Source organism: Acidobacteriota bacterium, assembly GCA_016715115.1.
Classification (GTDB): Bacteria; Acidobacteriota; Blastocatellia; order Pyrinomonadales; family Pyrinomonadaceae; genus JAFDVJ01.
In genome coordinates this window covers 40,459-58,763 of the sequence record JADKBM010000016.1, presented here as the reverse complement: position 1 = coordinate 58,763, position 18,305 = coordinate 40,459, and the positions used below count along the sequence as shown (strand labels likewise).

Annotated in this window: 18 protein-coding genes and 1 tRNA gene; 14 read left to right on the top strand and 5 right to left on the bottom strand. The window is 56.8% G+C overall.

What is annotated here, in order from left to right; translation table 11 throughout:
• Positions 1-1,431 (bottom strand): shikimate dehydrogenase, encoded by a 1,431-nt coding sequence (gene aroE, locus IPN69_18015; protein MBK8812608.1) that lies wholly within the window; start codon positions 1,429-1,431, stop codon positions 1-3.
• A 50-nt stretch (positions 1,432-1,481) separates the two neighbouring features.
• On the opposite strand from aroE, the gene IPN69_18010 reads away from it, so the two are divergent.
• Positions 1,482-1,676, top strand: coding sequence for a hypothetical protein (locus IPN69_18010; GenBank protein MBK8812607.1), 195 nt, complete (start codon positions 1,482-1,484; stop codon positions 1,674-1,676).
• Here the strand turns inward: IPN69_18010 and IPN69_18005 are convergent.
• Positions 1,626-1,817, bottom strand: coding sequence for a hypothetical protein (locus IPN69_18005; GenBank protein ID MBK8812606.1), 192 nt, complete (start codon positions 1,815-1,817; stop codon positions 1,626-1,628). The genes IPN69_18010 and IPN69_18005 overlap by 51 nt on opposite strands.
• A 1-nt stretch (position 1,818) precedes the next feature.
• Entirely contained in the window at positions 1,819-2,553 is a 735-nt protein-coding gene (locus IPN69_18000; GenBank protein ID MBK8812605.1) for a tryptophan-rich sensory protein, read from the bottom strand.
• A gap of 61 nt (positions 2,554-2,614) precedes the next feature.
• On the opposite strand from IPN69_18000, the gene IPN69_17995 reads away from it, so the two are divergent.
• The 4 genes from IPN69_17995 to IPN69_17980 all read left to right on the top strand — a co-directional run bounded on the left by IPN69_17995 (position 2,615) and on the right by IPN69_17980 (position 5,456).
• On the top strand, positions 2,615-3,955 hold the full coding sequence (locus IPN69_17995; GenBank protein ID MBK8812604.1) for an NAD(P)/FAD-dependent oxidoreductase: 1,341 nt from the start codon (positions 2,615-2,617) through the stop codon (positions 3,953-3,955).
• A gap of 183 nt (positions 3,956-4,138) precedes the next feature.
• Positions 4,139-4,390, top strand: coding sequence for a hypothetical protein (locus tag IPN69_17990; protein MBK8812603.1), 252 nt, complete (start codon positions 4,139-4,141; stop codon positions 4,388-4,390).
• A 97-nt stretch (positions 4,391-4,487) separates the two neighbouring features.
• Positions 4,488-4,679 (top strand): hypothetical protein, encoded by a 192-nt coding sequence (locus IPN69_17985; protein ID MBK8812602.1) that lies wholly within the window; start codon positions 4,488-4,490, stop codon positions 4,677-4,679.
• A gap of 252 nt (positions 4,680-4,931) precedes the next feature.
• Positions 4,932-5,456: a hypothetical protein gene (locus IPN69_17980; protein MBK8812601.1), complete on the top strand. Its 525-nt coding sequence runs from the start codon at positions 4,932-4,934 to the stop codon at positions 5,454-5,456.
• Positions 5,457-5,610: 154 nt separating this feature from the next.
• Here the strand turns inward: IPN69_17980 and IPN69_17975 are convergent.
• Positions 5,611-5,685 (bottom strand) — tRNA-Val (locus tag IPN69_17975).
• 105 nt (positions 5,686-5,790) lie between these two features.
• A complete protein-coding gene (locus IPN69_17970) occupies positions 5,791-6,264 on the bottom strand; it encodes a prepilin-type N-terminal cleavage/methylation domain-containing protein (protein MBK8812600.1) in 474 nt (157 codons plus the stop codon).
• A 229-nt stretch (positions 6,265-6,493) separates the two neighbouring features.
• Between IPN69_17970 and IPN69_17965 the strand changes: the two genes are divergently transcribed.
• From IPN69_17965 to IPN69_17925, 9 genes are all read left to right on the top strand, one after another.
• Entirely contained in the window at positions 6,494-7,492 is a 999-nt protein-coding gene (locus tag IPN69_17965; protein ID MBK8812599.1) for a MoxR family ATPase, read from the top strand.
• 105 nt (positions 7,493-7,597) lie between these two features.
• A complete protein-coding gene (locus tag IPN69_17960; GenBank protein ID MBK8812598.1) occupies positions 7,598-9,034 on the top strand; it encodes a DUF58 domain-containing protein in 1,437 nt (478 codons plus the stop codon).
• Positions 9,035-9,100: 66 nt separating this feature from the next.
• Positions 9,101-9,682, top strand: a complete 582-nt coding sequence (locus IPN69_17955) for a sigma-70 family RNA polymerase sigma factor (protein MBK8812597.1) — start codon at positions 9,101-9,103, stop codon at positions 9,680-9,682.
• Between the two features lies 1 nt (position 9,683).
• Complete coding sequence (locus tag IPN69_17950) at positions 9,684-10,520, top strand: zf-HC2 domain-containing protein (protein MBK8812596.1); 837 nt, start codon at positions 9,684-9,686, stop codon at positions 10,518-10,520.
• 9 nt (positions 10,521-10,529) lie between these two features.
• The gene (locus tag IPN69_17945) at positions 10,530-11,549 is read left to right on the top strand and encodes a hypothetical protein (GenBank protein MBK8812595.1); all 1,020 of its coding nucleotides are present in this window, start codon (positions 10,530-10,532) and stop codon (positions 11,547-11,549) included.
• Positions 11,550-12,009: 460 nt separating this feature from the next.
• Positions 12,010-14,283, top strand: coding sequence for a protein kinase (locus IPN69_17940; protein MBK8812594.1), 2,274 nt, complete (start codon positions 12,010-12,012; stop codon positions 14,281-14,283).
• A 26-nt stretch (positions 14,284-14,309) separates the two neighbouring features.
• The gene (locus IPN69_17935; GenBank protein ID MBK8812593.1) at positions 14,310-15,983 is read left to right on the top strand and encodes a VWA domain-containing protein; all 1,674 of its coding nucleotides are present in this window, start codon (positions 14,310-14,312) and stop codon (positions 15,981-15,983) included.
• A 1-nt stretch (position 15,984) separates the two neighbouring features.
• Positions 15,985-17,376, top strand: a complete 1,392-nt coding sequence (gene xseA, locus IPN69_17930; protein MBK8812592.1) for an exodeoxyribonuclease VII large subunit — start codon at positions 15,985-15,987, stop codon at positions 17,374-17,376.
• Positions 17,376-18,146, top strand: coding sequence for a hypothetical protein (locus IPN69_17925; protein MBK8812591.1), 771 nt, complete (start codon positions 17,376-17,378; stop codon positions 18,144-18,146). Before xseA ends, IPN69_17925 begins: the two co-directional genes overlap by 1 nt.
• Positions 18,147-18,305: the final 159 nt, after the last annotated feature.

Here is an 18,305-nt window from a genome sequence, read left to right as displayed (position 1 = left end):
TCAAATTCGCAGACGTTTCAATGCCGCGCTTCGCATCGCTTCTTCGGACGGTTCGATACCGGTCCAGATGATCTGTTGGCGTATCGCCTGGGCGATGAGCATCTCGAATCCGCCGATGGCCTTGACGCCAATCGCCTTTGCTTCCCGCAACAAACGCGTTTCAAAAGGATTATAGACCAGATCGTATGCGAGCCGCGCATCTTTCAAGATCGCGTCCGAAACTGCCGATAGGGTTTCGTGCCGGCCGGTTGTTCCGAGAGGCGTCGCGTTGACGACGATGTCGAAGCGGGCCGATTCCGCCCCCGCTTGAATGCCGAATTCGTCGGCAAATCGTGTTGCTTTTTGCTCATCGCGGGTGAAAATCGAGACCTTCGCGCCCTCACGTGAAAGCGCATAAACGCAGGCGCGCGCCGCGCCGCCGGCACCGAAGACCGCGATCCGGGCGTTCTTGAGATCACCATACGCCTTCTTCAAAGGCTGAACAAAGCCGTCGGCATCGGTGTTGAAGCCGATCAGTTTGTCGCCGACGACCTTAACGGTATTGACGGCGCCGATCGCCCGCGCCGTTTCGTCGATTTCATCGAGATGCCTGATGATTGAAACCTTGTGCGGGATCGTCACCGCAAAACCCTTGAAATTCAGTTCGACCTCGCGTGTTTCCCGACGCACCAATCGGCTGATGAACGCGTCGAGATCCGAAGCCTGAAGCGGGACGAAAACGGCGTTCGAACGCTTTGAACCGAACGCCGCGTTATGTATGAAAGGCGAAAGCGAATAGCTCGTGTCGCCGCCGAGAATTCCGTAAACATCCGTGTTTACATCCAGTTCTTTGATTCTGTAAACATCGCGGAGGTCGGTCGCGGAAATCTGCCCGGGAGCGGTTTCGCGGCCCGAGTCGAGCGCGGCATATGTCATAAACGCGCCGTGCGCCGGTCCGAGGATCCGCGTCCATTTTCCGGCCTCGCCCATCGCGATCGGAACCAGCGGTTTCGAGGAAGGCCTTTCAAGCAGTTTCCAGATCGGGATCGTGTCGGTGACATCGTCCGTTCGGACGGCGATCTTGACGAAGTCGCATCCGGCGTCGAGGATCGTTCTGAAGGTCGATTCGATCTCGTCGGCCGACGGAACCGATTCGAAAAAATGGAATGAGCGGATTATTTTCTTAAATCCAGCCGGACTCGGCCGGAGATCGATCTCGAGATCGCACCAGTCGGCGAATTCGGAGATTTCGGGATTCGCCCAAAATGCCTCTCGTTCGGTCTCCGACAGTTCACGAGTTCCGCCCTGGCCGCCGTTTTGCGGCCGATATGTCGCGAGTATCGTACCCGCAAAGTGCCGCGGACGCGTGATCCTGGCGATCGCCTCAAGGCAATCGAAACGAACCTCGATCACGTCGGCAACTTTCGCCGCTCGTTCGATGAGCCCGTTCAATTCGTCCGCCGTTGCGGCGCAAACTGAAACGCAGATTTGAGATACTTCAGATGCCACGTATTTCAGATTCCAAGATTCCAGATGCCGGGTATTCCAAGATTCCAGATTCCAAGATTCCAGGTATACCAGATTCCAAGATTCCAGATGCCGGGTACTCCAGATTCCAGGTTTTCAGAGTCCAAGTATTCCAGATTTCAATTCCAAATTCCAGATATTCCAGAGAAGCCGGTGTTCCAAAGTTCTGATATCTTGAGTTTTTGGAATCGGGAATCGGGAATCGGGAATCTGGAATCTTGGAATCTGGAATCTTGGAATCTGGAATCTGGAATCTGGAATCTTGGAATCTGGAATACCTGGAATCCCAAATCCCAAATCCCAAATCCCAAATCAGAACCGGCTCGGTTTCTCCATCACGAAACTGACGGCGGCGAGCAGGCAGGCGATGACGCCGACGGCGCAGCTGACGACGATCATCGTCGCTCCGCTTTGTTTGACCGCGATCGCCGTCAGCGCCCAGGCGATGGCGAGCGGATAAAGGTGACTCGAGAGCGCGATCCGGACACCGACTCCGAATGCTGCCGCAACGAAGATAAACACCGCGCCGAGCCAGACGGCGCCCGCGACCGGGACCTTCAAATAAACGAGAACGATCATCGCGTTGACGAGCGTCGCAGCCGTTACCCAACCGCAATATATCCCGAACGGGGCCTTTACGAGCCAGTAATCCCCGTTCGTTTCGGTTTCGATGAGTTTTGAATTGATGAAAAACAGAACCGCCAGGAGCAACGCGATCAAGACGAGACAAACGATCAGTGCTTCCTGGGCCCAGAAATAAAGCCAGGCGCAGTTCAGGACGCAGCTGACAATGTACGGCGTCCGCAGCGCCCGGAATTTTTCGGTATTTCGAGGCATTGCTTGGTAGACGCTGAACGCGATCAGCCCGGTATAGATCAGGCTCCAGATCGCGAACGCATATCCGGCCGGTGTGATCCGTGTCTGGAAATTGTCCGAGACAACATTTGTCGCGACGCCGCCGAGAATTCCGGTTGCCGCCAGCCAGTTGAACACAAGCGTCGCGACCGTCGCCGCAATCACCAGGAATTGCTTTAGTTTGTCGTTCATATTTGTTGGGTTTTCACGCCGTTTTTAATATACTGTCACAAAAGTCGCCCCCGAAAAAGCTATGGAAAATCATTCGGATAGATTCCTTGTCATCGGCGCCGGCCCGTGCGGACTCGGCGTCGCGAAAGCGCTCAAAGAAGCGGGCATTGCGTACGATCAGGTCGAAGCCGACAGGGAAGTCGGCGGCAACTGGTTCCACGGCGTTTACGAGACGGCGCATATCATTTCATCACGCAAAACGACGGAGTATGCCGATTTTCCGATGCCGGCCGATTATCCCGATTTTCCGAGCCAGCGCCAGATGAGCGACTATTACAGGCTTTACGCTGACACGTTCGGACTACGCGAAAACATCGAGTTCAACACCAAGGCCGTGATGTGCCTGCCGCGCGAAGACGGCAGCTGGAACGCCGAACTGAACGGTCCGAATGGTGCGGTCAAACGCGTCTACAAAGGCGTCGTCGTTTGCAACGGACATCACTGGGACCGGCGTTTCCCCGATTACGAGGGCGAATTCACCGGCGAATGGATGCATTCGAAAGACTACAAAAAGACCGACCAACTAACCGGCAAACGCGTGCTTGTCATTGGCGGCGGCAACTCGGCCTGCGACGTCGTTTCCGAAGCCGCGCGGGTCGGGACCGAAGCACATTTGAGTTTGCGGCGCGGATACTGGTTTTTGCCGAAGACGCTGTTCGGCCAGCCGAGCGCCGAATCGTGGGCCCTTTACCTGCCGGTCTTCGTCCAGCGATTTATCCTCAAGGCGTTTCTCAAGGTCGTGGTCGGGAAATACGAAGATTACGGGCTGCCGCATCCCGATCACAAACTCTTCGAACATCATCCGACGGTCTCGAGCGAGCTTTTGCACTATTTGAAACACGGACGCATCAAGCCGCACGGCGACATCGAGCGGTTCGACGGGAAGACGGTCCGTTTCAAGGGCGGCGAATCGGCCGAAGTTGATACGATCGTCTGCGCAACCGGTTTCTACGTGAGTTTTCCTTTCCTGCCGGCGGGATTGGTGCCGGTCAAGAACGGCAACATCGCCGAGGTTTATGCCGGCTGCGTGCTCGCGGATCATAAGAATATTTATGTTTTCGGCACGCAACAGGTGCGTTACGGCGTCGGCCCGCTGATCACGCCGGCAGCGAAGATGCTCGCGAAAATAATGAAACTGCAGGACGAGATGGAACTTCCGATCGGCCTCGTAATGAAAGAATCTGGGGCCGCGCTTCCCGATTCGCATCTTGTCGATCCGATCGCCAGCCTGCGCCGGATGCGCCTCGCGAATTGGACCTTGCCGTTGCTTCTGCGAAAGGAGAAACGCCTACGCCGGAAGTTTCAGCGACCCGAACCGCGCAAGTTTCAGGCGGAAGGCAATCCGGAAATGCAGGTTTATTGAATTCACTATTTCGTATAAAAATTACGGAAAACGTAAAGTTGTGTAAACGAATCCAACAGCCGATGTCGGAAATTCCGACGATTTTGCGGGATTTTGAACGGAAGTGTTGTTTGGCATCGCGATTGCAGTAAAAATCGCGGCATCTTTCCCCGATAGCCCCCGATGATGGAAAGAGGTATGAAGATGAAATTTCTGAAGCGAATATTATTGTTGGCAATTTGCGTGCTCGGCTTTTCGTTCGCTGCGATGGCGCAGAATACCAATCAGGATAATGACAACAAGCGCCCGCCAAAGCCCGATGTCAAGATCGAGCCGCCGGACAAGAACAGACCGCGCGACAATCCGGGCAACAACAATAACAACAACACGAAACCGAAAAAGCCGCAGCTGGCGGTGATCAGGAACGGCGAGTCCGCGGAGATCTCGTTCGTGTAAGGGCCAAACAATCGAAAATGGAAAGGCGGATCGCTCAGTCGGTCCGCCTTTTTGTGTTGAGGCGAAAACGCATTGGTTGGAAGGACTTTCCCGCGAAATGCGCGAAATACGCGAAAAAAAGGACGAAGAATGCCCTGTTTCGGCGTTTGTCGCGGGTTTCGCGGGCAATCCGTTGCGCGGAATCGGCGTTCGTTGCGACGGATTCATCTGGCTTCAACCCGGATTGCGCGATAGAAAAGTCGCCCGCGAATCTTCGCAAATCAACGCGAAACATCTCAACGGTTTCTGAATTTGTTTCGATTCCGTCAGCAGCTCAATTGCAAACTCCCTATTGGCGTTAATTTGCGAAAATTTGCGGGCAGAATCTCTCTCAAGAAACAAATTTTCAGGTTACTGAAGAAAAAGCATTTACTCAGTTTGTGTTTCTTCGGCACGCTGTGCGGCGTCAGGCCGGTTGAAAGGCCAATGTGCAATCCCGGTTCAATCCGTAGGGTCCGGCAGTGAGAATCTCGGGAGTATAATGTTCTTAGGAGGTGTCGCGATGAGTTTCAATATTTTTGCTGCCGGAAGCCGCGGATTTCAGTATACGCGGGAGAATTATCCGGACGATGATGTCTTTGAAGCGGCGTCTATACTCTCGGCTTTGCGGTCAGGCGGGCCGACTGCTTTGGGAGTCGCCGAAGGGGTCGCCGATTATGTCGTGCCGTCCGAAGGAAGCGCTATCCTCGATGGAGTTCAGGCGGTCGCGCAGATAACTTTTCTGCATACATTATGCGGAGCGGTCGACCAACTCGCGATGTGCTCCGGGGCGAACCGGGGCTGGATATCGGTCGCTCCGCGGCAGACGCACGCGCTCTGGCCGGATACGAACCGTTTCGCCCGATATGATTTTTCGCCCGGCAGAGAACCCGGAGCGGAGTTTATGAGGTGCATCTTGCCGATTCTCGAAGCGACCGGAATGGCTAATTACGGCGTGCTGATGGCAATGTCACTGGCGCTGAGCGGTTACCGCAGCCATATCGGATCGTCGGGAACGCCGATGATTCAGATCGAGTTGTGGAGATAGAAGAGATCTCTTAATTTGTGATCTCCGCGCGTTTTTGTGGCCGGTCGAAGGCGAGTCTATATCGGTCGTTGTCGGATCGCCGGCCTGCGGCGGATTTGCGGGGACTTCTCGCAAAAAAAGAGAGCACGGTGACTCTCTTTTCTTGAGCAAGATATGGTGCCGACTACAAGACTTGAACTTGTGACCTATCGCGTGTGAAGCGAGTGCTCTACCACTGAGCTAAGTCGGCGAAGGAAAGCAAGATTCCAGATTCCAAATTCCAGGTTCCAGATTCCAAGTTCCAAACTCTAAACCAAATTCCAATAATCTAAAATCCAAAATCCAAAATCCAAAATCACATCGACGGATCATCGGCCTTCGCCGGACGGTTTTCGTCCGTCACCTTGACGGCGCCGAGCGTCGAGTCAAAATAGAAATGGCGATCGCCGGTTCGCTGGATCCCGTCGCCGACCTGCGGATCGGCGTTGACCGCAAAGAACGCCGGCTTCGTTCCCGACGGTTCTTCGACCTTCTGGACGAACACATATCCGGCGATCACCGCCTGTTCGCTGCTGAACTTGTCGCTGTCGAGACAACCCGATTTGACGAGATCCGCGAACGAGGCGAACTTGCCTTTGTTCTTGCCCGAATAAGTCGCCTGACAGGTGCGGATCGTCTGGATGGTCTGCGCGGCGGAAGTTTCGTTACCGGCGCGGACCATCGAACTCCAAGCGGGGATTCCGACGGCGACGAGCAATGCGATGATGGCGATCACGATCATCAACTCAATCAAGTTGAAACCCGCCTGATCCTTTAACTTACGACGCACATCTTTCATAAAGTTATACAAATCCTCCGAATCTCTCTCACGACGATTCTGTTGAGAAGTTTCAAAAATTTTAGATGCATTCATTGCGAAATTGCAAACACTCCGATTCGTTGCGGAAACTTTTTCGATTCGCCCGCATCTAATTGATTCAAAATAAATAATGCGGGATCGACCTGAAATCCTGTAAAATACTAAGGGCGAATCTCGTCGTCGGATTACTTCAAAAATAATGAGAGACTGGCTAGTTAAAGACGCGGGCACCGCACCGGGCACCGTGGCAAATAGTTTTAACGCGGACGAAAAGATCGGCGAACTTCAGGCGATGATCGGGCGCGTCATCAAGGGCAAGCCGGAGACGGTCAAGCTCGCGCTCGTCGCGCTGCTCGCCAAAGGCCATTTGCTGATCGAGGACGTTCCCGGGATCGGAAAAACGACGCTTGCGAACGCGCTCGCGCGCGCGCTCGACCTGACGTTCCAACGCGTTCAGTTCACCAGCGATCTCTTGCCGTCAGACGTTATCGGTCTTTCGATCTTCAACCAACGAAACGCGACTTTCGAGTGGAAGGCCGGACCGATCTTCGCGAACATCGTGCTCGCCGACGAGATCAACCGCGCGACGCCGAAAACGCAATCAGCGCTGCTTGAGGCGATGGCCGAGGAACAGATCACGGTCGAAGGCATCTCGCGACCTTTGCCGCGCCCATTTATGGTCGTCGCGACGCAAAATCCGGCCGAGCACCACGGCACGTATCCGCTCCCGGAATCGCAACTCGACCGGTTTATGCTGCGCCTCCACGTCGGTTATCCGGACAAATCCGATGAGCGCCAGATCCTGCGCGATCGCGAGCGCGAGAATCCGCTCGAATTCGTCCGGCCGGTGATGAACGAATCGGAGTTGGTCGAACTTCAGCGAGTAACGTCGCAAGTCCGGGTCGCGGACGAACTAGTCGATTATCTGCTTGAAATAGTTGAACTTACGCGTCGAAGCGAAGCACTTGAGCTTGGCATTAGTCCGCGCGGGTCGCTCGCTCTGTTTCGTTCGGCGCAGGCGATGGCATTGATCGAAGGCCGCGAATTTTGCATCGCCGACGATGTCAAACGGCTCGTGCTTCCGGTATTCGGCCACCGCGTGATGGTCAACTCGCGATCTTCCAGTCTGAAGAACAAATCTCGCGAAGCCGAACAGGCATTGAACGATATTTTGCAGAAGACAAATGTTCCGGTGTAGCGATTTTGGAGTTTAGATTTTGGATTTTGGATTGCTCGGCGCGAGAAATGACAGTCAACGCCGATCCGGTCAATCCAAAATCCAAAATCCAAAATCGAGAATCTGATGGATTTCCGACGTCTCAGTCAGCTTTTCAGTGTTAAAGATCTGCGCAACGGACTGCTCGGGATGGTCGTCGTGTTTGGCGGACTGGGTTGGGCGTTTTTCACAATCTGGGCCCACCGGTCGGGAAATCCGCAGCTTGCCGGGATCGCCGCCGCCGTATCGCTCGTTTTCGTTCTCCTGATACTGATCTTCGTCGTGCCGCCACTGGCACGCAACGCCAGTGCAGAGGCGTCGCAGATGAATTTGCCGTTTGAATTCACCGTCGGCGGCGCGCTCGTGCTCGGATTGATCGCGGTCGTCGGATTCGCGGCCTGGAACACGGGCAACAATCTGCTCTTCCTCGTTCTTTCGTTTCTTGCCGCCTCTCTCATTGTCGCGTTTGTTGCGGGCAGCGCCTGCCTTAAGAAACTCGACGTCAAGATGCGGTTTCCGGAAACGATCTTCGCCGGCGAGGCGACGCCGATCATCGTCAGCCTGCACAATCGAAAATGGTTGTTTCCGACGCTTTCCGTGATAACCGAGGTTCGCGGACGCGAGCGCGAACGATCCGCGCTGACCGACGAGGTCAAAAAGATCATTCCCGAAAAATGGGCCGAGAAACTGACGCGGCCGCCGATCATCAAACACACGCTCGATTATTTCGTCTTCGTTCCGCGCCGCGGCGAGATCGAAAACAAGGCCGAACACGTCTTCCCGCGACGCGGCCGGTTCCTTATCCGCGATTTCGAGCTTTCGACGCGTTTTCCGTTCGGGTTCTTCCGGCATCGCCGGCGACTTTCCGCGCAGGCCGCCGAGATATGCATCTTTCCGGCGATCCAACCGCACGAAGAAGTCCTCGGCGACCTTCCGCTCGAAATCGGCAAGCTCGTCGCCAACAAACGCGGTGCGGGCCAGGATCTTCTCGCGCTGCGCGACTACCAGCCGATGGACGATATGCGCCGTGTCGATTGGAAGGCGACGGCCCGCACGCGCCGCATTATCGTGCGCGAGTTTTCCGCCGAAGACGACAAACGCGTCACCGTCGTTTTCGATACGCGGATGCCGAAACCGTTGAAGCCAAAGACGTTGCGTCAACGGCTCGACGATGAGCGAAAAGCGACGAAACTTTCCGCTGACGAAGAGCGTTTTGAATCTGGAGTCAGCCGAACCGCTTCGCTGCTTTCATTTTTCAACGAAGAGCAGGCCGAGATCAGGCTTGCGGTCGACGAAGAATACGGCGAATACGGCATCGGGCGCGAGCATCTGCACGGATGTCTGCGCCGGTTGGCAACAATAGAACCGAGCATCGTCGAAGAATTTGAGAATTCGAAGTTTGAAGAATCGTTGGCGGACGCCGCCGACGAACGCGACCGGAGTCATACTTTCGCCGTGACGACCGTCAAGGCCGAGGCGCTCAATCCGGAAACCGTTCAGCGGATCGGTATCGTCAACTTCTGAGGACAAAGCTGCAATTCTTGTCACAACCGCGATCGTCGCGGTGTTTTCCTGATTGAAGCACGGTTGATGCTCGAGATGAACGAAAACGCGGAAATCTTTATGGACGCGATGTCCGAAAACACGGCAGCGGCAGCTCAGACAGAAAGAATCGTATTTGATGAGGCGTTCACGCTTCACCACCGAACCGTCTTTCGGGCGGCCCGCTCGGTTGTGCGCGATTCCGGACTCGCCGAAGACGTGACGCAGGAAGTCTTCTTGCGTCTCCACCGCAATTTGGATTCGATCGACAATCTCGAAATGCTTCGCCCGTGGCTCATACGCGTCGCGCTGAACGTTGCCAAGAACTCCTTGCGGACGAAATTCAGGGCGAACACACGCGAGGAAAACTACGTCAAAGAGAATGAAGACGCGGGTGTTCATTCGGTCGAGACGGATTTCGAAAAGCGCGAGACGCTCGGCGAGGTCAATCGCGCTTTGAATAAGATCAAGGAACCGCTGAGGAGTTGTTTGATCCTCAGGCAACAGGGGTTGTCTTACCGCGAAATTGCCGAAAGCCTGTCGCTCAATGAAACGAGCATCGGGCAGTTCGTGGCACGCGGGCGAAAGGAGTTCGTCCGTTTTTACGGCAAGATCGGGAGGGACGTTTAAGATGGAAAAGTGTTTCGATGAAGGCACATTGCAGGCCTTTTTGGACAATGAACTTGATAGCGGCGAAGCTCGGCGCGTCTCGCGCCACATTGCCGATTGCGTTTCGTGCGCGGAATTGCTGGCGGTCGTCGAAGAAGAAACGGCGTTCGTTTTCGGCGCTCTCGATCCGGAATTGAACACTCTGGTTCCGACGCAGCGTTTGTGGACCAAAATCAATGATTCGATCAGGGGTGAAGAGCGTGGTGGCTGGCTGCGGCCTTTGACGGCGATGCTGTCGCAGTTCTCGCTGCCGACGGTCGCGGCGTACGGCAGCCTTCTTATCGTCGCCGGGTCGTTCGCGTTTTTCCTTCTGACGAAACAAGACGACGCGATGACCGCAATGGCGAGCCGCAGCGCGAACATCAGTTTCGAACGGACTCGCTCCGAACCGGTTGTCGATTCGGTCGCGCCCTCTTTCAAGCAACCGGCCGACGATTTTCAAGCAGTCCGCGCCGTTCTCGGCCGTCCCGATCCGTCACGGCGCATCCGGACGGATCGCGACACGGCGGCGGTAGTGACCCGTTTCGTCGAGGGCGAAGAGACGTACGTCAAGACGATCTCGAATCTCGAACGCACGGTCGACAAGAGCAAGGACGCCCTGCTCAGTCCGTCATCGCGGTTCGCATATGAAAAGGACCTGGCGGTCATAAACGACGCCATCACGAGAATGCGGCGTGAAGTCCGCCGAAATCCGAAAAGCGACATCGCGCGACAGGTGCTGCTCAATTCGTACCAGAACAAGATCGATCTGCTCAACTCGGTCAACGGCCGAGGGGAACTGATGGCGAGTATGCGATAACGGTTTGAAATGACAGGTAAACGAACAATTCAAAGATCTTTGCTCGCGATGCCGTTGTTTTTCTCGACGTTCGTCGCGGCTGTTTTCGCGCAACCGACGCCGCCCGTGCCGAAACCGACACCGCCGATCGTCGTGAAGCCTGTTATCGTGCGCATCGGTCCCGAAGTATCGGCCGAAAGGTCGATCGCGGTGGACAGGAAACTGACTCTTTCGCTGTGCGTTTCAAGCGGGCGGATAAAGGTCAACGGTTGGGACCGTGAAGAGGTGCGGGCACTGGTCGATGGCGGAAAACTCGGCTTCAGGGTCGCCGAAACGAGCGAAAAAACCGGCCGCCCGACGTGGATCTTCGTGACCGGTTACGATTCGAAAGCGAAAACGACCGTGAAGAACGACGAGTGCCTGGCCGGTGAGTCGATCGAACTGGACGTTCCGCGCGACGCGTCGGTGAACATCAAGGGAAGCCCTGACGAGACGCGCGTCGAATCTGTGGAAAAGGTCAAGATCGAAAACATCAGCGGCAACATCGCCGTGCGAAACATCGCCGCAGGCGTTTGGGCGACGACGTACGAGGGCTCGATCCTGGTCGAACGGTCGAACGGTTCGATGACTTTGAACAGCACGGCCGGTGGAATCGTCGTCTTCGAAGTCGGGCAAAGCGCAACTGGAGATATCTTCAAGGCGCGCACGAACGGAGGCGCCGTGACGATGCAGTCGGTCGACTTTCGCCAGGTCGAGGTAAATTCGATCACCGGCGGGATCGCTTTTCGCGGCAAGCTCCTGAACGGCGGTCAGTACACTTTCGGCTCGCAAAACGGACGCGTTTCGTTGACCGTTCCCGAAACGAGCGGATGCCGGATCAACGCCTGGCAGGGGCTCGGGTCGTTCACCTCGGAGATTCCGCTCGAAAACGCGGTCAAAGCCGGACCGAACACCACCGGTCGGATTGGAAAGGACGAAATGAATTGCACGATGTACCTGAAAACGACGTCGGGGCAATTGCGGATCGGAATTGAGCCCTTGAAGAAGTGATCCGGAATGCAACATTTCGGGGGCGCGGGATCGACGAAACGGTCCCGCGCCCTTTTCGCTTTCCGGGAGACGAAGACGGACCGATCCGCGGACTAACCGAGATCACGCGCGCTAATCTTGAGAATTCTCTTTCTTTTCGATCTTGGCGGACTTTGCGCGAAGATCCGGCTTGCCCGCGAATCTTCGCGAATCTGCGCGAATAGAAATCCGGTCCCGCGAATCACGCGGAAGACCCGATCTTTTGCGGACGGTGAAGAGCCTGCAGTGGGCGGGGTTATGCTGACCGGGTTTTCCGCCGAAACTGACCGAACCGGCGGAAACAGCGAAACGACGAACCTATTTCTACGGTTTGCGGTTTGATTCGTTGGAAGGAGCGCCAAGTCGCGCAACAAATACTTCACCCGTTGCGTAAAAGCTTGCATTGAGCATCGGAAAACGAGTAGAGTTTCGGGAAAGAAAAATGAATTTCGCCAGCCTTATCGGACAAGTCGTTGACGGCAAATACAAGATCGAAAGCCAACTCGGAAAAGGTGGGATGGGGACGGTTTATCTGGCCACGCACCTTGGAACCGAGCGGCCCGTCGCTGTCAAAGTCATAGTCCAGCAGTATATGGAGCGCGAAGAGTTCGTCGAACGTTTCCGGCGCGAAGCGCGCGCCGCGGGGCGTTTGCGGCATCCGAACGTCGTCGACGTGACGGATTTCGGCATTGCGGAGATGGGATCGGGGAAGACGGCGTATCTCGTGATGGAATATCTCGACGGATGCACGCTCGGCGAGATCCTTGACGAGGAGAAGCAGCTGCCGCTTTCTTGGTCACTCGACATCATCGAGCAGGTATGTTCGGCAATCCACGAAGCGCACGGTCAGGGAATCATTCATCGCGATCTGAAACCGGACAACATCTGGCTCGAACCGAATCAGCGCGGCGGGTACACCGTGAAAGTCCTGGATTTCGGCATCGCCAAGCTCGAAGAGCACGATTCGGAACTGCCCGATCCGGGAATCACCTTCTCCGGCCTCCCGACCGAAGAGATCGGTCCGGCGGCGACGCTCGCCGACCGGAGTGAAACCGTAGCCGGCGCCGGCGGAACGCTCGTCTCGGAGTCCAAGACCCTCATCGTCCGTCCAGAACCCGGAACGATCGCCAGAGAATCGGAAGACGAAAAGGGAACCGCGATTATGACGCCCATCGAAGACGCGGGCGAAGACCGTACGGCGTTGTTTGACTCAAAAGGCACCAAGATCCTCAGCGAGGCCGGCTCCGAACAAGCGTCCGGAGATTCAGATCCGGGACACACGGCGCCAAGGTCCGCCGGACTGACCCGTGTCGGCGCCGTTCTCGGTACCCCGCTCTATATGTCGCCCGAACAATGCCGGGGCGAGCGTCTGTCACCGCGTTCGGACATCTATTCTCTGGGCGTGATCACGTACCAGATGCTCTCCGGCCGAACGCCGTTCGAAGGCGACTTCACGAGCGTGATGAGCGCGCACAAAGAGATTCCGCCGCCGCCGCTCGAAGCCCGAAAGATCCCTCGAAAGGTCAGAAAGGTCGTCCATTCGGCACTTTCGAAGAGTCCGGACGAACGACCGCAGGACGCGCAGGCGTTTGCTGCGCGACTTCAGGCAAGTTCCGAAGGTATCGGCGCTTTGCTCAATCGCGCGATGACGATCTTCAGCGAGCGGTTGACGACGTTTCTGGCGATCGGAATCCTTGTTTCGATTCCGGCGCTGTTAATCGGTTCGATCCGCGGCGGGTTCAAGTTCGCCGTCGGTGTGGAATGGATCAAGGAGTCGGCACTGACGACTCTGGGTATCGGCGTGATGGAACTTTTGGCGTTTTTGCTCCAGATCTTCACGGCCGCGATCCTGGTCGGCGTCATCACCTGGGTTGTCGCCCAGATACTTGCCGTTCCGCTGCGGCCGATCGTGTTGCGTACCGCGTTCGCGAAGGTTCGCCAGCGGTTGCGGCCCTTGGTGCTTACGGTCACGGCAAGCACGTTTCTGGCGCTCGTCGGATGGATCGTAGCTTTGATCCCGGCCGGAATAGCCGGCGGAGTATTCGGGGTTCCGGTATATTACCTGATCGGTCAATCGGCGGGTTTCATCGTCGGCGGGGCCGTCAGCGGGATCGTCTGGTTGTTCGTCGGGGTCGGTGCCTCCGCGTTGTTGATGCTTGTCGCCCCGTCGATAATGATGGAAGGAATCACCGGGCGAGCCGCGTTCAGGCGTTCGATACGGCTTGTTCGCCGGTCGTTCTCGACGGTTTTTGCCGCCGCGCTGCTGAATTACGTTGTTCCGGTCCTTCTCGGCGCGCTCATCGGCGCCGTTATCTCGGGACTTTTCAAACTTGAGGCGAAGAATGAATCGGTTGCCCCGGGCGCGCCCGTTTCGGAGAAGCGTGAAGACGGTTTGAATGTCAGGCTCAGCGGACCGGTCGTCGACGGCGCTGCGAACGAAGTCGCGGCGGACGACCCGGATCGAAACGCGAAAATGATGCGCCGCTCGCTGGCGACCGGGATCTTCGAATTGCTGTGGGCGCCGATCACCGTTTTGATCTCGACGATCACGTCGATCATTACCGCCTTGATCTATTTCAAAACGCGGCAGGCCGGCGGCGAGTCGATGCAGGACCTGCTCGAACAGTTTGAGGAAACCGAACAGCCGAAGCCGAAATGGCAACAGCGCGTTCAAGACCGGCTGATCCAGTCCGGCCGGATCACAAGCAAGCCTTAATGCGAGAAAAGCGTCGAATTCTACTTTTGTTCATTGTCGTTGTCCTTGCCGGCACGGTTCCGGTTGCCGCGCAGGAGTTGGTCAAACAGATCAATGTCGGAGACGGCGCGACGGTCGAAATCGTCAATCGCTTCGGACGCATAGAAGTCGTAGCGGCCGGCAAAGACGAGCCGTCGATGCTGAAAGCCGCATCGGCTCGCGGCGTCGTTGAGCGTGAGGTGGCGTCCTCCGCGGCCAACGGCCGGACGCGGTTCGAGATCACCCCGCTCGATCCGAAAAAGAGGATCGATATCGTGCTCAGAGTCCCGGAACGCGTGAGTCTGAAACTCGAGACGGTCGCGGGCGAGATCAGGATTTCGGGGAATTTCGCCGTCGTTCAGGCGGCGACGGAGACGGGAACGATCGCGACCGACGTCCCGCTCGACGACGTTTCCTACAGTTTCTTGTGGACCGCCTCGCGGCCGCGCGTCCTGAGCGACAAAAAGCTTTCCGAGGTCAAGGAAAAGTCGGCCGGCCGGTTCGTGATCGCCGGCACGATCGTCAAAAAAGCCGATGACGCGGACAAAGAGAAACCTGACCCGGTCTCTCTGAGTTTTACTACCGCGCGCGGCATTGTCCTTTTGAACGTCAATCCCAGCGAAGTTCCGTCAGACCTCCGCGAGCGTCCGCTGACAAATGCCGCGAAAGCCGTCATTCGAAGCGGCGACGGCTTGTTGATGGAAGCCATACGCCGCGCGAGTCCGAAGTATTTCGGGGAGTACGCGGCGACGCTGCCGCCGCTCAAACTCGAACCGCGCTTCACCCCGGCGAGCCAGCGGCCCGCCGGTGTGAACTCGGATGTCAAACGGGTTCTCGCGCGGATCACGGACCTCAATAACCGCGCGGTTCCGGATCTGAAGAAAAATGATTTTCAGGTGATCGAAGCGGGCGAGGAGCGCGAGATCGTTTCGGTCGAGCAGACGACGGCGCCGTTCAATTTGGTGCTGTTGCTCGACGTTTCGGGCAGCGTCGAAAACTACGTCGATTTCATACGCAAGGCGGCCCGCGCGTTCATTGCGACGGCGAGCCCGAACGACAAGATCGCGATCATCATTTTCAACGAGGACGTGAAACAGCTTTCGACGTTCACCGCGGACAAAGCGAAGCTCTCCGAATCGCTCGACACCTTCGACGCCGGAGGCGGAACCTCTTACTACGACGCGGTCGCCTTTGTTCTCGCCGAGACCCTGCGCCCGTTGCGCGGCGCTCCGTCGGCGGTCGTCGTACTCACCGACGGCGACGATAATCATTCGTTTTTGCCGTTTGACGCGCTGGTCGGATCGATCCAGGAAAGCGGCGCGCTGATCTATCCGCTTTATGTGCCGTCGGGGCTGATCGCGGCGTCGAGATCGCAGGATCTGAATCAACCGATCGACACCGTCCGCAGCCGCTATATGGGTCTCACGAGCAAGGCCGAGGGCGAGGGCGAAAGGCTCGCGCAGGTGTCCGGCGGCGTTTATTATCCGATCTCGCAACTGGGCGAGATCCAAAAAGCATACGACGACATCGTGCTCCAGCTTCGAACCGCATATTCGGTGACGTTTCGTTCGAATCTGTACGATCCGGGCGACAAACGCACCGCGTCACCGCGTCTTAAAGTCAAGATCAAACGCGAGAACGCCTTTGTCAGGCTCGGATCGGTCGTGGAAGTCAAACAATAGAATGCCTCAACCTCTGCTCAAATCATTGTTCGACGACGAAGAACGTCGTCCGTTGACGGTTTCGGAACTCAACGCCGAAGTCCGCGGGGTTCTGGAGCGGCGTTTCGCATCGGTTTGGCTCGAAGGCGAGATCGTCAATTTTTCGGCGGCGAATTCGGGCCATTGGTATTTCACGCTTCACGACGATTCTTCCCAGATCAAAGCCGCGTGCTTTCGGGGCACGAACTACCGGATTCGTTTCCGACCGTTCGACGGACTGCAGGTGCGCGTTCGCGGGCGGGTTTCGGTTTACGAGCCGAAGGGCGAATACCAGCTGATCGTCGATTCGCTCGAGCCGGTCGGAGAAGGCGCGCTGCTCGTCGCGTTTGAGCAGATCCGCGCGAAACTCGCCAAAGAAGGCCTTTTCGATCAGAAGCTGAAACGCAAACTGCCGTTTCTGCCGCGCCGCGTCGGCGTCGTTACGAGCCCCAACGGGGCCGCGTTTCACGACATTTTCAACGTTCTGACGCGCCGCGCATCGTCCGTCAGCATCGTTCTCATTCCGGCCCGCGTACAGGGCGAATTTGCTGCCGAGGAGATCCGAAAGGGAATCGAACTCGCGAACCGGCTCAACCAAAACGGTGACGAGAAATCGCGCATCGACGTTCTCATCGTCGGCCGCGGCGGCGGATCGCGCGAAGACCTTTGGGCCTTCAACGAAGAACATCTGGCGCGTGCCATCCGCGCTTCGGAGATTCCGGTGATCTCGGCCGTCGGGCACGAGATCGACGAGACGATCGCCGATTATGTCGCCGATTATCGCGCACCGACCCCGTCGGCGGCCGCAGAGATCGTCGCCGCATCCGAGGTTCAGATCGCAGGTTTCATCGAAGACCGTTCACGCGCGCTCGCTCGCGCTGTCGAACGGCGGCTGATCCAGGCCCGCGCGGCATTTCAACGCCTCGAACTCGCGCCTGTGTTCGGCGAGTTTCCCCGGCATTTGCGCGAACAACGGCGTGGCGTCGAGGCGATCGGCGTTTCTTTGCGCGAATCGCTCTTGAAATTGCTCCGCGAATCTCAAATTCGGCTCGAATCGGCGCGGTCGCGGCTTTCGCCGATCCGTTTGGCGGCGCGAACCGGCGATCAAAAAACACGTCTCGCGGTGCTCAAGACGCGCCACGCGGCGGCGATGACCAAGCTGATGGAATGGCGGGCCAAGGAGTTGAACGTCAAATCGGCATCGCTCGACGCGCTTTCGCCGCTCAAGGTCCTCGGCCGCGGCTACTCGATCGCAAGGAATGGTTCCGGCAAGATCGTTACCTCCGTAGATCAGGTTTCAGCGGATGAAAACGTGCAAATCCGGCTCGCAAATGGCACAATATTATCGCGTGTTGTTTCGACGGAGAAGAATTGATGTCGCAGTTTACGGTTGATCTTGAAGAGAAAGAGAACGAAACGGTCGAAACGGTCGAAACGGCCGTCCCGCGAGATGAAAAACCCGCCGGTCCGAGCCGTTTCGGATGGATAGTCCGCGGCACTTTGATCTTTCTGGCCGTCGCCATTTTGGTGTCGACGGTCAGCGGATATGTCTATTGGCAACGGGTCAAAGCCTCGCCGCAATACTCGTTGGCGCTGCTCGTCGAAGCCGCGCGGCAGGACGATCAAAAGCAGATGGACGATTTGGTCGACACCGACTCGGTCGTCGATTCGTTTCTGCCGCAAGTTATCGAAAAAGCCGTCGAGCTTTACGGCAAGAATCTCCCGGAAGCGGTCGTCTCGCGGTTGACGATCGCGGCCGATCAGTTCAAGCCGGCGATCAAACGCCGTGCGCGCGAGGAAGTGCCGCGCGTCATTCGCGAAAAGACGGACAAATTCGAACGTGTTCCGTACTGGGCGATCGCCGTCGGCGCCGGTTGGTTTCTCGATATCAAGACCGAAGGCGAAACGGCCAAGGTCAAAAGCCTCATCGAGAATCGCCCGTTCGAACTGACGATGAAGAAGAACGGCAATGTCTGGCGCGTCGTCGCGATCAAAGACGAGGTCGTCGCCCGACGGATCGCCGAGAAGATCGGCCAGGAACTCGTCGCGCTGGCGAGCAAGGAAGGATTGAACAAGGCGGCCGAGAAACTCGGCGTCAAGAGCGTCGACGACATCAAGAAGAAGATCGACGATATATTTAAGTGAGAAGTGGGAAGTGAGAAGTGAGAGGTGGGAAGTGAGAGGTGGGAAGTGAGAAGTGAGAAGTGAGACTATCAGCTATTATCTATCAGCTACCAACTATTCCGAATTGAAAGCACCCGTACCAACTATTGCGAATTGAAATCAACTCAAATCTCGGACGGC